We start from the raw sequence: 13,512 nt of genomic DNA on the forward strand, positions 1-13,512 counted from the left end.
TTGAAAAGGATAAAAAGCGAAAGCTTAACTAAACCAATCAGAAGCAAATGATTGAAGGAGCGAAAATTAGAATGGGAAAATATTTTGGAACAGATGGAGTACGGGGAGTCGCCAATACGGAGCTGACACCTGAATTGGCTTTTAGATTAGGGCGCATTGGCGGATATATTTTAACGAAAAGCGCAAAAGATAAACCGAAAGTGCTGATTGGCCGCGATACACGAATTTCAGGTGAAATGCTGGAAGGCGCATTGGCTGCCGGCCTGCTTTCTGTAGGAGCGGAAGTAATGCGTTTAGGCGTTATCAGTACACCTGGCGTCTCTTATTTGACGCGTGTGATGAGTGCTGAAGCGGGCGTCATGATTTCTGCCTCACACAACCCTGTAGAAGATAACGGCATCAAATTCTTCGGTTCAGACGGCTTTAAATTGTCGGATGCACAGGAAGCGGAAATTGAAGCCTTGCTTGACAGCAGTGTAGACACATTGCCGCGTCCGACAGGCGGCGATCTTGGCAGCATCACAGATTACTTCGAAGGCGGCCAAAAATACCTGCAGTACTTGAAGCAGACAGTCGATGAAGAATTCGAAGGCATCTTAGTAGCACTTGATTGTGCGCACGGGGCGACTTCTACACTGGCGACGCATGTATTTGCGGATCTGGATGCAGACATCACGTCAATGGGCGCTTCACCGAACGGCTTGAACATCAATGCTGGAGTAGGTTCTACTCATCCCGAGAAATTGGCGGAGTTGGTAGTCGCTAAAAATGCGGATATCGGATTGGCTTTCGACGGCGACGGCGATCGTTTGATTGCAGTGGATGAAAAAGGCCATATCGTAGACGGCGATCAGATCATGTATATTTGTGCCAAGCACTTGCATTCAGAAGGCCGTTTGAAGAAAGATACAGTGGTTTCGACTGTCATGAGCAATATGGGCTTCTACAAGGCATTGGAAAGCCACGGCATGAAAAGCAACAAGACCGCTGTTGGCGACCGTTATGTCGTAGAAGAAATGAAGAACAACGGCTACAACTTGGGCGGCGAACAATCGGGCCATATTATCTTCCTGGATTACAATACGACAGGCGACGGCTTATTGACTGGTCTGCAGCTTGTTAATATCATGAAAATCACCGGCAAGAAATTATCTGAACTGGCATCTGAAATGACCATTTATCCGCAAAAACTCGTGAATATTCGCGTGACGGATAAACATGCAGTGACAGACAACGCCAAAGTGGCAGCTGTCATAGCAGAAGTTGAAACTGAGATGAACGGCAACGGCCGTGTGCTTGTGCGTCCATCTGGAACAGAGCCACTTGTTCGCATCATGGTGGAAGCAGCTTCTGCAGAAGACTGCGAAAACTATGTAGAACGCATCGCAGAAGTTGTACGCTGCGAAATGGGCTTAAACTAATTAAATCAAGTGTCCGTAAGCATCCTTGCTTGCGGGCTTTTTTTATGAAAGAGTTAGTTTAATAGATATGGGTGGATAGAGGGAGAAATCGCTCTAGGCGGACGCTTTGGGCCCACAGGATGTGGGTCATGCAACTAAAACTGGCACCGCGACAGGACGTCGCTTGAGCTTCCTCGTCGCAAGCTCCTGCGGGGTCTCCTGGATGTCGCTTTACTGCTTCAGCAGGAAAGTCATTGACCGAAGAGAGTTCGGGCAATGGCTTTGCGACGAAGCTAGCTTAGCGATGCAGGAGCATAGGGTTTTTAGGAGCTGGTTTGCGGAATATCACAGAAGTGGCTTTATTACGACTAACTATTTCAGCAAATAGTTAGTTTTCTACAATACAAATATTTAAATAATATGGAAAAGGAAAAAGAGCCAGTAAACGGAAAAATGTGATAAAATAGACCTAAGTAACTATTTGCTTTAATTGACGGGATTGTGTGAAAGCTGTATGATAGTATAATCGGTTTACGACCGCAGCAAAAGGAGGATAGAAGTGAATGCGAGGAAAACAATTACAGCGCCTGTACTGAAGAAATCGGACGGACAAGTCGTCTTCAGTAGACGAGGAGAAGGAGTATCGAGATTTCGGCGGATCCCTTCCGGCCATGAAGCCTGGTCGTTATGTCCATTCTTAAAACAGTCGAGTGATCGATTGGACAACAAGATGGATGGGCTCAAAAGGAGAAGTGTTTGTAAAATATATAAACACTCATTTTGATGTTCATAAAAATGGAGGAATTATATTATGTGTGGAATTGTTGGATATATTGGAGAAAATGACTCGAAAGAAATTTTGTTAAAAGGTTTGGAGCGTTTGGAGTACCGTGGTTATGATTCAGCGGGAATTGCTGTACGCAATGGCAGTGGTATTACTGTTTTTAAAGAAAAAGGGCGCATTGCAGACTTGCGCGGCGTTGTGGAAGAAGAAGTGATGGGATCTACAGGAATTGGCCATACGCGCTGGGCGACTCACGGCAAACCGAACCGAGCTAACGCTCATCCGCACCAAAATACATCTGACCGCTTCACGATTGTTCATAACGGCGTGATTGAAAACTACCACCACATCCAGCGCGATTACTTGGCTGGCGTGGAAATGGAGTCGGATACGGATACGGAAATTATTGTTCAATTGATCGGTAAATTTGTTGAAGAAGGCCAAACAACACAAGAAGCCTTCAGCAAAGCCCTTACCTTACTGAAGGGTTCATATGCGATTGCGTTACTAGATGCTGAAGAAGAACAAACCATTTTCGTAGCGAAAAACAAAAGCCCATTGCTTGTAGGCCTTGGCGAAGATTTTAACGTTGTGGCATCGGATGCGATGGCTATGCTTCAATTGACAGACCAGTTTGTTGAATTGATGGATCAAGAAATCGTTATTGTGCGTAAAGACAGCGTGGAAATTTTGACTTTGGACGGTCATACTGTAAGCCGTTTGCCGTTCACTGCAGAAATTGACATGAGCGACATCGAAAAAGGGACGTACCCTCATTATATGCTGAAAGAAATTGACGAGCAGCCAGCGGTTGTCCGTAAAATTGTTCAAGCATATCAGAATGAAAATGATAAATTGACGATTCAACCAGAAATTTTGGACGCGATGCAAGCTGCTGACCGCATTCATATTATTGCGGCTGGAACAAGCTATCACGCAGGATTAATCGGCAAAGAATACATCGAGAAATTAGCAGGAATTCCTGTTGAAGTGCATGTTTCAAGCGAATTTGGCTACAACATGCCATTGCTGTCGGAAAAACCATTGTTCATCTTCATCTCTCAATCAGGAGAAACAGCGGACAGCCGCCAGGTACTGGTAAAAATCAAAGAGATGGGCCACGCGTCATTGACCATCACAAACGTAGCGGGATCTACCTTGTCGCGCGAGTCTGACCATACCTTATTGTTGTATGCAGGCCCTGAAATTGCGGTTGCGTCGACCAAAGCCTATACAGCGCAATTGGCTGTATTGTCTATTTTGGGTGCAGTGACGGCTGAAGCACGCGGCATCGACATCGGCTTTGATTTGGTTCAGGAACTGGGAATCGTCGCCAATGCCATTCAAGCACAAGTCGATTCAAAAGAGCAAATGGAGCAGATTGCTGCAGACTACTTGTCGACAACTCGCAATTGCTTCTTTATTGGCCGCGTCATGGATTATTTCGTTGGACTTGAAGGTTCATTGAAATTGAAAGAGATTTCATACATCCAGGCAGAAGGCTTTGCTGGAGGCGAACTAAAGCACGGAACGATTGCGTTGATCGAAGAAGGCACACCGGTTATCGCACTTGCAACGCAAGAGTCGGTTAACTTGAACATCCGCGGAAACGTGAAAGAAGTAGCGGCACGCGGCGCACATACGTGCATCATTTCGATGGAAGGCTTGCAAGAAGAAGGCGACAGCCTGGTCTTGCCAAAAGTCAACGAATTGCTGTCACCGCTTGTATCGGTCATCCCGATGCAGCTGATCAGCTACTACGCAGCGCTTCACCGCGACTGTGACGTTGACAAGCCACGTAACTTGGCGAAGTCAGTGACAGTGGAATAATTAATAAGCCAGCTTCTGGTTGAATAGAAAAACCCCTTTGGATATCGAATCCAAAGGGGTTTTTCGCATTATGCAGCAGGTGGTGGTCAGCCCCGCAATACGGGAAGCAGAGAAAGCGCTGTTTTGCTGGCGGATGTCATCCTGTAGGTGTTAAGGTACTTTTCATCAAATACCTTCGGCAGCATCGGTTTGTCATACAAGTAGCCTTGATGGATGTTACATCCGTTCATGGTCAAAAACAAGGCTTCGTGAGCCTGTTCGACCCCCTCGGCAACAAGCGCGCAGTCTACACTATTTACAAACTGAATAAGAGATTTTAACACGGCTTCCGATTTTGGATCATAGCCGATTTTATTGATAAAGGATTTGTCCATTTTTATTTTATTAACAGGAAAATCCAATAAATAAGCAAGAGAAGAAAATCCTGTCCCAAAATCATCGAGTGCAATAGAAATTCCCTTTGCTCTGCATGCTAACAGGTTCGTGAGAGTAGTCTCTGAATACCGAAGTTCGACGCTTTCGGTAATTTCGATTTCAATCAGTGTGGGAGAAATGCCAAAGTTGTCCAGCATTGAGAAAAGTTTATCAAAAAAAGTAGTGCTATCGAGTAGGGAGGGGGTAATATTAATGGCAGTACGAAGCATACTGCCATATTGGTTTTCCCTTGTTTTCATATAAGAAAAAACATCAACCATCAAATGCTCCGTCAACCGTTCGATGGTATCCGTTTCTTCTGCAATAGCGATAAATTCAATGGGCGATATCATCCCCAACTCTGGATGATGCCAGCGCGCGAGCACTTCCACTCCACGAACCCTGCTGGTTGCAGCATCAATTTGTGGCTGAATGGCGAAATAGAAGCCAAGAGATTTCAGGTCCTCAGTGAGACTTTGCTCAATTAGCATCCGTCTCGTGAGATTATCGCTCATAGTGGAATCGAAAATGCAGAAAGAAGAGCCTTTTTGCCCCTTAGCCTTGCGCATTGCAATTTCACTATAAGTCATCAGGTCTACGAACTCTTTTGAATCGGCAGGACAAGAAATGACGCCAATGCTGGCACTTACATCAACAAAGTTGGAGCAACCCAGTGAAAAAGGCTGGTTGAACAGGGTGCTCACTTTTTTCGTGAAGGCTAATACATCGTTGTCCTTTTGGTGCCGCCGGACAATCACCAGTTCGTCTCCTTCAAGCCGACCAACCAAATCCTGCGCATCAATGAGCTTTTTCAGCCTAGCAACAATGCTTTTAATCACTTTGTCACCATTTTTGTGCGTATAAAACGTATTGATGTATTTGAAATTGTCTAAATTGAGATAAAGAAGAGAAAACGGTGTGTCTTTTTGCAGCAGCGCGCCGATTTCTTCTTCAATTTTTCTGCGGGTTGGCAAACCTGTCAAATAATCTGTGCAGGCGAACTTCCCTAGCCCCTCTTCTATTGCCAACTGCTTGCTGATTGTTTGGTAGTAAATAGCCAATCCGTCATTTTCGATGGGATATATCCTGACAGTGAACCATGAATCCAATAGCTTGTAGTATTCCGTAAATTTTACAGGCACCCGTTCCTGCATCGCTCGATTATAATTTGGATAAAGTGCAGTTTTAGTGGTTTCGGGGAATGCAGCCCACAAATTCTTTCCGATTAAATTTTCTCTCTGGCAGTGGAGAAGCTGCTCGGATTGAGCATTCAGGAAGTAAAAATTCATCTGATGATCGAGCAGGTAAAAAGCATCCGTCATGTTTTCGAGAATATGCTCGTTGTGGAGAGAGTTTACCGATTGGAGATTTACAGGCTGTTGATACAAAATGACGCCATTTGAACCGTCATCTAGCGGAAATGGACGATATTTTGTGGACAGCCATTCGGTCCTGTCACCAGTGTAAGACGGATTCAATTGGAAATGCTTCTGCGCTTTTCCACGTAACATGTCTTGAATATTTTCGAGTTCCACCAAATTTCTGGTTTTCTTCAAAAATCCTAAATAATCCATTCCAATTTTCCGGGAGAAGACCGGCCACTCATGCTGAGGGCAATAGTTAATCCATTTGTTATTCGCTAGTAAAACGAATCCATTCGTATCTAAAAGGACCACAAGATCGTCTCTTTCTTCTATTAATGCCTGTACTTGCTGTTCCAACAGTTCCATAATTCACTCACTCCCCTCTGAAATAATTGCGCTTTGTTCGTTTAAAAAGCTGGATATGCTGAACTGATTAGTTGTAATAGGTACTATTGTGCTGTGAAATAGTCTGCGGTTTAGCCAACACAACAGGTTATTCTTCCTTTGAAGCAGTTGTAGATATCCAATGGGATCCACGGCAACGAGTTGAAAAGTGTGATTGGATGCAAATCTTGTTTTATCGCACACTGTCAAAGTCTCTAAATTACCAAGTGCATGTATATTTTCTCTCAGATAAAACTTCTATATCGACGGTTTGCAACAAATAACAAGTGTGACGGAAAGCGAGAAGGTTTTTTAGCCTCATGCATTTGTTTTGGTGCTCATCCAGGTAGACAATAAGATCGTTCTTGCGAGTGAAAGAGCGGGCGATAGTGTAGAAAGGGACGTTTTTTCCTCTTTCAGCTCTTCCATCAGTTAAATTGAATTTCGACAGTTGAAAGATGTCTGCTACAAGATAACTGCCTTCCCATGAAGAAATTAGCACCAGATCATATTTTTTTAACGTATTTAACGTTTCGTCCCGTGTCAGCAGCATCTTTTCAAGTGTGCTGCTGAGGAAGATTTTTAGTTCATCTAAATCCGAATCCGATATGGCCTGTCTTCTTTTAAATGCAAACATGTTAAAACTCCTTTCCTATATTAAAATGATAAAAAGCGAAGTCGAAAAGGATTTGATTCAACTGCGATACTAAAGCCAGTATCCTCTTGCCTATTCACAAAAAGGGAGGAAGTTTTAAATCCACGCATTTTCTATTAGGCTAAAGTGGATGTTAAGGAATATGAAAAGAAAAAAAGAAACAAATGAATCTATTTGTTAATGAATGGTGATTCAATTGACTAAAAAAAGTAAATGGAATATGGTTCTATAGACATATTAAAAATTTATTATCTAAAATTATATAGGTGATATGTATAAGGTGAAATAGGTTTATTTAACTAAAAATAACTTTTATATTAAATAAAATTCCAATTAATTAGGTATATTGAATTATTCGGAACTTAGTGCTATAAAAGATCCAAAAGCCTTAGGAAACAACAAAAAGGCAGGCTTCTTCATATAAGTGTTTGAAAAAGAGACGACTTTTTAAGAAGCAGAAGGCGAATGGAAGATAATGCTGCTAGAAAATGAGGGCAATCAGATTTATTATAGAGGGTGGAATTCAGTGAGGATCTGACTATTAAGGAGCCAAGCTTATCTTTTTTCGAAATAGCGATTGTCGGTATTCTGCTATACTCTTATCGTGAAGTTCCCTCTCGGTAAGTGATTGCTGTTTCTATTTGCTGATGAATATTTTGAGTGGATACTGGCAGTTGACCAATTTTCTTCAAAAAAATTGTATAAATAGGAGCATGGTTTTTATCATGAACCCTGCCAAATGTTATAATTAATTCAACATAAATGAAAAGGTGTGAAATGGATGTCTTCGTTAAAAGACTTTTCTCAATACATAAGTGAACATGCTGACACCTTGTCTGCAGAAGTGGTCGAATCGGTTGTGCAGGAAATGCATCTGGATATCCCTGAATGGGAAAAAGAGCAGGCTGCCAGTATGTATATCGAACTGCTTGGATTTTTTGGACAATCTCTGCTTAAAGGCGGACAGGTTGAAGTTCCGGAAGCGTTGATTGAATGGAGCAAAAGCAATGCGGAAATGCAGGTGGCTTCGGGCGGCAAGATTTCTGAAATTGTCATCCGTTACCCGGTAACGCGACAGATCTTTTCAGAGGTTTTCACACGTCTCAGCTTGAAGTTCGGATTGTCTGTCGTGGAAAGCGCCAATGCCATCAAAGGCATCAATGCAATTTTGGATATCAGTTTGAACGAAACCTTTTATGCATTTGAACGTTTTTCGGAAAGATACCAGGCGGAAAAACAAGTGGAACTGCTCAATCTGTCAGCGCCGATTGTGCCAATACTCGAAGATGTCGTGGTGCTGCCGCTGATTGGTGTGATTGACAGCTACCGGATTGCCCATATCATGAACAATGTCATCCCAAGAATTGCGGAGATGAACGTCAATCACGTCATTACCGATTTTTCGGGTGTCTTGACCATTGATGACCACATTGCACAGTCTCTCCAAGAAATCGGGGGACACTGCGATTGATGGGTATCCACGTGATCATTGCTGGATTGCGTCCGGACCTGGTCCAGACGATTGTCCACAGTGGAATTGATATGCTGGATGCAGACGTCTATGCAACGGTTAAGCAGGCACTGGAGAGTGTCAAATACTAAGCGACAACCTCATAGGGTGTGCTGCGGGTTCCGGTATTTAGACGTTAACAGCGGCAAGCAATGGCATCTTGACGTGAAAATGTCGAAATGGCAGAAAAAACAGGCTGCTGCCATTCTATAAGAAGACTTTATTGTTTGAGGAAATATTCTGCAGTAAGGTATAGGCAATAGCAAGTTGGACGTACGTTCATTCCATTCAGAAAGGATGATCCAGTTGACGACTTTGACAGTAACCTTATCAATGGCACGCCGTTTCAATGCCAGTGACAAAGCAGTTTATGAAGCATGGACCAACCCGGAACTGATGAAGAAATGGCTATTCACGCAACAAGGCACCAACCAGGTGGCAAAGAATTCCTTACGCGAGGGCGGAAGCTGGGAAATCATCGACCGCCGGGAAGGCGTGGACTTCCGGGCGATTGGTGAATACCTCGAACTGAAGCCGCCGCATAAGCTGAGGTTCACGTTCAAAATGCCGCAGTTTAATGGTCTAGAAGACCGCATCACGATTTGGATTTCGATGGTGCAAAACAGCTGTGAGATGACGTTTGTCCAGGAAATTGTCGTGCCGCATGAAGAAGGCTGGACAGAAGACGATATCAAACGGGTTAGTGCGGAGTTCAGCAATGAAAGTCATGAGGGTTGGAGTTTGATGTTTGAGAACTTGAGGAAATTAGTGGAAATAGAATAACAGGGAAAACCGCCATCACTCGAAGTCAGAGAGATGGCGGTTTTTTATAGTTGATTAACAAGATTATCAAATTGAGTAAAAAGAAATAAAAATATATGGGTAATATTGCATAATTTCGTATTCCGAGCTATGATCGAGAAGAAACAATAAAAGTAGCATAAAAATAAATCGTTTTTGATTACTATAAGCTATCGGAGGAAATCCATGACGCAACTAAAGGATTTGGAACTGAGGGTTCAAGAGCTGGTGACCTTGCTAGAAGCCTCGAATCAATTAAATTCAAATATAGAAATGGGAGAGGTCCTGGAAAATATTCTGCTGCAGATGGTGCAGGTGGTGGGAGCGGAAGCGGGGACCTTGTGGGTATTGAACAAAGAACGCCAGAAGATCAAGGCCGTCGCAGCGTACGGTCCGTCAGCATTCAATATCCTCAACCTCGAATTGGAAATGGACGAAGGCATTGTCGGCAAAGTGATCGGGACAGGCGAAGCACAGCTAATTGAAAACGTCGCGTCCCATCCAAACTGGGCTAATCGCGTGGATCATTCGAGCGGCTTTGTCACCAAGTCGATGATCACGGTTCCTTTGGCAGTTAAAGGCCAAGTGCTCGGTGCCTTGCAGTTATTAAATAAAAAAGACATCGCCTTTTTCTCAGAACAAGACATCAGCCTCGCTGTAGCACTTGCCAACCAATCGGCGCTGGCACTCCACAACAGCCAAATGTACGATGAATTGCAGCGCATGTTGTTGAGCATGATTCGGACACTCGCAAAAGTATTAGATGCGCGCGATCCGTATACGGCGGGCCATTCAGAGCGAGTGGCGAAATATTCGTTGTGGATTGCTGAAAAGCTCGGATTTGATGCGCAAAGCTATGAAGAATTGTACAAAGCAGCTCTTTTGCACGACATTGGAAAAATCGGCATACCGGACGACATTTTGAGAAAGCCTGGCCGTTTAACAAACGATGAGTATACAGCGATCAAAAAGCACACCATTATCGGTGCGGACATTTTGTCTAATATCGAACCAAAAGACGCTATGGTACAGGCCATTCAAATTGCTTTGTCGCATCACGAACGACTCGACGGTTCCGGCTATCCGCATGGTTTAGTAGGGGAAGAAATTCCGTTTTTAGCACAAATCGTTGGAGTAGCAGATGCGTTTGACGCCATGACCACGGCGCGTTCTTATAGCGCAGGTTCATCTTTTGAGTCTGGAGCGGAAGAGTTGCTTCGCTGCAAAGACACCTTATTTGACGGCAAAGTAGTCGATGCGTTCGCGACGATCTTACAAGACTGTGATTATGAGGTAGAACAATACGAAGCACAACTAGGAAGAGGCTACCGGTTATGAATCAGTTTGACCTGTTATTGCTTGGTCATTTAATCGGGGATTTTTTGTTGCAGACGAGTTGGATGGCCAAGCACAAAGCGACGAAATGGCTGCCCCTATTGACGCATGTGTCGGTTTATACAGCCGTGATTGCCGTTTTTGGGGTTTTCTCAGGCGGGCTGTCTTTACCCGCACTGGCCATCGTTTTTATCGGACACATTGTATTAGACCGAAAAACATTTGTCATGTTCTGGGTGCAACGGGTTCAGACCGCTAAAGGTCCGGAGAAAGTTTGGTTGTCGATCATGGCTGACCAGATTTTCCATATTATTTTACTGGCCATTGCCATCGCGATTTCCTAGGAGTGAAAATATTGAAATCGAAAACATACGTGCTTGAAAAAGAATACGCACTAGACCGAAAAACCGCTTGGCAGTTGCTGGCGGACAATAACCGCATGAACTTGTATATTGGTCTGTTTCCAGTCAGCTTCCGTCCCGCTAAACAAGACGGGGCGGAAGTGTTTTACCGGGAAGCCCATGCCAAAGTGCTGGGGCTTGTGCCGATCAGTTGGCAAGAGTTTCCTTTCCAGTGGCAGGAAAACGACAGCTATACTGTCGAACGCCGCTATCTGGCAGGGCCGATGAAGCATTATACCTTGAAAGTTGAACTGTTCGACAACGCGGAGAATGGAACGCGGGTCAAGCTGACAGCTAGCTTTGTGCCGCTCAATCTCTTAGGCTATGGAGCCATTTGGGCAACCGGGCTGCCTGCTGTCAAAAAAATCATGCGTTATCTAGATGATTACCTGCAGTCTGGAGCAGCGACTGTTTTTGAAGCGCCACAAAAAACAAGCAATGCTAACATCAACTTACCAGAACTGGAGCGGCTAACTGCCCTACTCGCTAAATCACCGGTCAACGGAGACTACGTAGAATTATTGCATCGTTATTTAGCTGATAAAGGCGACCACGATATCGCGCAAATCGAGCCGGTGCAAATGGCAAAGTTGTGGAATGCAGATTTGGACGATACCTTACGCGTGTTGCTGTATGCCACAAAAGCCGGATTACTGAATCTCAGCTGGAACGTCATCTGTCCAAACTGCCGCGTTTCGAAAGTCGAACACAATTCACTGTCAGAGCTAGAGCAGCAATTTCATTGCGATTTATGCGGTATTAACTACGACGCCAATTTTGATCAATATGTCGAGTTAAACTTTTCTGTTCATCCGACCATTCGCCAAGCTTACGCCGAAGTGTATTGCATCGGCGGTCCAATGATTACCCCGCACGTTAAAGCGCAGCAAGTGATCGAAATGGGCAAAACCGCGAGCTTTTCGATTCCAATAGGCGAAGACGCGCTACGTTTTCGTGTGCTTCAAGCAAATGACAGAGTACCTGTGAACAGTGGGATGGAATCAAACCAGCTCGTTTACACGGACCGCGGCTGGTCACAAAGTTCAGTGAACGGCTCTCGAGACGTCTCGATCACAAACTCCAGCAGCGCGGATATCGTTGTCGCGTTAGAACATGCCGATTGGAACAAACAAGCAGTAACGGCCGCTAAAGTCACAGCGATGCAAGAATTCAGAGACTTGTTTTCTTCTGAAGTGCTGTCACCCGGACAGAAAATCGGGGTCGGTCACATAACGATCTTGTTTACCGATTTAAAAGGCTCGACCTTGCTGTATGAGACGGCTGGCGACTCGAGTGCGTACGGACAAGTCCGCAACCACTTCGACTTCCTAGCGAGCCATATTGCCAAGAATTCCGGTAGTGTCGTCAAAACAATCGGTGACGCGGTCATGGCAGTCTTCCATAAGCCAGAACACGGGCTGAAGGCAGCTTTAGCCATTCAGAAAAATTTAGCAACGTTTAACGAGACAGCGACAGAAACGTTGGTATTGCGAATTGGGTTGTACAGCGGAGCGGCCATTGCCGTCAATTCCAACGACCGCCTCGACTATTTCGGCCGAACGGTCAACATTGCCGCGCGCATTCAAGGACAAGGCGAAGGCGGAGACATTGTGATTAGTAAAAACGTACTCACGCTACCCGAGTCAGTGGAGTTGCTGACAAGCGCTAATGTAGAGCTAGAAGAGTTTTCTGCCGAGTTAAAAGGCATCGACGCGGCAGTGGAGTTGGTACGGGTTCGGTTAGTGGAGGGCTTAGTGGTCGAAGAACTCGCGAGTCAAGTAGTTTCCAATAGATAGAATAGATAAAAATTGATTGTTAATAAATGCCTGTTGAGATATCTTTATCGTAAGAGGCATTTTTTTGTTAGGAAAGGGAGTTGGGCATGAAAATTCAAACAGAGCAATTTGGTGAAGTGGAGATCGCAGAAGAACGTGTCATTACGTTTGATAAAGGCATTCCAGGATTTGAAGAGGTAAAAGACTATGTATTGATTCCCGCAGACGCACTAGAAGAGTCGCCATTCTTTTTCCTGCAGTCAGTAGAACAGATGGAAGTTAGCTTTTTCTTAGTTGATCCATTCACGTTTTTCAAAGACTACAATATTAAGCTAGAAGAGCAAATGGTGGAGCGGTTGCAGCTAGAAGAGCCGACTGATGCGATCGTCTTAACGACAGTTACTGTCAAAGGCGACATTAGCGGCGCAACGACCAACTTAAAAGCACCACTCGTTATAAACAACAAAAAACAACAAGGCATGCAAATTGTCTTGAACAACAAAGATTACGAAATCAAGCAGGCGTTATTTCAAGTCGACAACACCGCTGCAAGGAAGGTGTAGAACATGTTAGTACTCGGACGCAAAAAAGGCGAAACGATCGTCATCAACGACGACATTGAAATCACGGTAACTTCGATCGAAGGTGACATGGTACGACTCGGCATCAATGCACCAAAGCAAATCACCATCCACCGGAAAGAAGTATATTTGGAAATTCAAGAAGAAAACAAACAAGCAACGTCAAATGTTATCAATTTGAGTGATTTTTTGAGTATGCGGAAGAAATAGAGAAAAGCCTGCAGATTGTGCAGGCTTTTCTCTATGCGTGTCGCGCCACGGTGGCAGACTCAATTGTT

At 44.4% G+C, this 13,512-nt stretch carries 12 protein-coding genes; 10 read left to right on the top strand and 2 right to left on the bottom strand.

The genetic code is table 11. The annotated features are described in order from the left end of the window. Positions 1–71: 71 nt before the first annotated feature. Positions 72–1,421 (top strand): phosphoglucosamine mutase, encoded by a 1,350-nt coding sequence (gene glmM / locus BBH88_RS00995; RefSeq protein ID WP_065536304.1) that lies wholly within the window; start codon positions 72–74, stop codon positions 1,419–1,421. A 790-nt stretch (positions 1,422–2,211) separates the two neighbouring features. Then, positions 2,212–4,014, top strand: coding sequence for a glutamine--fructose-6-phosphate transaminase (isomerizing) (gene glmS / locus BBH88_RS01005; protein ID WP_065536303.1), 1,803 nt, complete (start codon positions 2,212–2,214; stop codon positions 4,012–4,014). Between the two features lie 86 nt (positions 4,015–4,100). On the opposite strand, the gene BBH88_RS01010 is transcribed toward glmS, so the two are convergent. Both BBH88_RS01010 and BBH88_RS01015 read right to left on the bottom strand, forming a co-directional pair. Further along, positions 4,101–6,158, bottom strand: coding sequence for a GGDEF and EAL domain-containing protein (locus BBH88_RS01010; RefSeq protein WP_065536302.1), 2,058 nt, complete (start codon positions 6,156–6,158; stop codon positions 4,101–4,103). 238 nt (positions 6,159–6,396) lie between these two features. Then, positions 6,397–6,813 carry a hypothetical protein gene (locus tag BBH88_RS01015; protein ID WP_065536301.1) on the bottom strand — a complete coding sequence of 139 codons (417 nt, stop codon included), beginning with the start codon at positions 6,811–6,813 and terminating at the stop codon, positions 6,397–6,399. A 799-nt stretch (positions 6,814–7,612) separates the two neighbouring features. On the opposite strand from BBH88_RS01015, the gene BBH88_RS01020 reads away from it, so the two are divergent. The 8 genes from BBH88_RS01020 (at position 7,613) to csrA (ending at position 13,444) form a co-directional block, all read left to right on the top strand. After that, positions 7,613–8,302 (top strand): STAS domain-containing protein, encoded by a 690-nt coding sequence (locus BBH88_RS01020; RefSeq protein WP_238323376.1) that lies wholly within the window; start codon positions 7,613–7,615, stop codon positions 8,300–8,302. Continuing rightward, positions 8,299–8,433: an STAS domain-containing protein gene (locus BBH88_RS19775; RefSeq protein WP_269148242.1), complete on the top strand. Its 135-nt coding sequence runs from the start codon at positions 8,299–8,301 to the stop codon at positions 8,431–8,433. Before BBH88_RS01020 ends, BBH88_RS19775 begins: the two co-directional genes overlap by 4 nt. A gap of 205 nt (positions 8,434–8,638) precedes the next feature. Then, positions 8,639–9,124 (top strand): SRPBCC family protein, encoded by a 486-nt coding sequence (locus tag BBH88_RS01025; RefSeq protein WP_065536300.1) that lies wholly within the window; start codon positions 8,639–8,641, stop codon positions 9,122–9,124. 204 nt (positions 9,125–9,328) lie between these two features. Continuing rightward, on the top strand, positions 9,329–10,480 hold the full coding sequence (locus BBH88_RS01030) for a GAF and HD-GYP domain-containing protein (RefSeq protein ID WP_065536299.1): 1,152 nt from the start codon (positions 9,329–9,331) through the stop codon (positions 10,478–10,480). Continuing rightward, positions 10,477–10,821 carry a DUF3307 domain-containing protein gene (locus BBH88_RS01035; RefSeq protein ID WP_065536298.1) on the top strand — a complete coding sequence of 115 codons (345 nt, stop codon included), beginning with the start codon at positions 10,477–10,479 and terminating at the stop codon, positions 10,819–10,821. Before BBH88_RS01030 ends, BBH88_RS01035 begins: the two co-directional genes overlap by 4 nt. A gap of 2 nt (positions 10,822–10,823) precedes the next feature. Further along, the gene (locus tag BBH88_RS01040) at positions 10,824–12,674 is read left to right on the top strand and encodes an adenylate/guanylate cyclase domain-containing protein (RefSeq protein WP_238323377.1); all 1,851 of its coding nucleotides are present in this window, start codon (positions 10,824–10,826) and stop codon (positions 12,672–12,674) included. Between the two features lie 86 nt (positions 12,675–12,760). Next, a complete protein-coding gene (fliW, locus tag BBH88_RS01045; protein WP_065536296.1) occupies positions 12,761–13,216 on the top strand; it encodes a flagellar assembly protein FliW in 456 nt (151 codons plus the stop codon). A gap of 3 nt (positions 13,217–13,219) precedes the next feature. Beyond that, positions 13,220–13,444, top strand: a complete 225-nt coding sequence (csrA, locus tag BBH88_RS01050; RefSeq protein WP_008431704.1) for a carbon storage regulator CsrA — start codon at positions 13,220–13,222, stop codon at positions 13,442–13,444. The last annotated feature ends 68 nt before the right edge of the window (positions 13,445–13,512 follow it).

Origin of the sequence: Planococcus antarcticus DSM 14505, assembly GCF_001687565.2 — a bacterium.
GTDB lineage: Bacteria > Bacillota > Bacilli > Bacillales_A > Planococcaceae > Planococcus > Planococcus antarcticus.

Coding starts and splice junctions, on each gene's coding strand:
- glmM (WP_065536304.1), top strand. CDS start 72: ATGGGAAAATATTTTGGAACAGATGGAGTACGGGGAGTCGCCAATACG.
- glmS (WP_065536303.1), top strand. CDS start 2,212: ATGTGTGGAATTGTTGGATATATTGGAGAAAATGACTCGAAAGAAATT.
- BBH88_RS01010 (WP_065536302.1), bottom strand. CDS start 6,158: ATGGAACTGTTGGAACAGCAAGTACAGGCATTAATAGAAGAAAGAGAC.
- BBH88_RS01015 (WP_065536301.1), bottom strand. CDS start 6,813: ATGTTTGCATTTAAAAGAAGACAGGCCATATCGGATTCGGATTTAGAT.
- BBH88_RS01020 (WP_238323376.1), top strand. CDS start 7,613: ATGTCTTCGTTAAAAGACTTTTCTCAATACATAAGTGAACATGCTGAC.
- BBH88_RS01025 (WP_065536300.1), top strand. CDS start 8,639: ATGATCCAGTTGACGACTTTGACAGTAACCTTATCAATGGCACGCCGT.
- BBH88_RS01030 (WP_065536299.1), top strand. CDS start 9,329: ATGACGCAACTAAAGGATTTGGAACTGAGGGTTCAAGAGCTGGTGACC.
- BBH88_RS01035 (WP_065536298.1), top strand. CDS start 10,477: ATGAATCAGTTTGACCTGTTATTGCTTGGTCATTTAATCGGGGATTTT.
- fliW (WP_065536296.1), top strand. CDS start 12,761: ATGAAAATTCAAACAGAGCAATTTGGTGAAGTGGAGATCGCAGAAGAA.
- csrA (WP_008431704.1), top strand. CDS start 13,220: ATGTTAGTACTCGGACGCAAAAAAGGCGAAACGATCGTCATCAACGAC.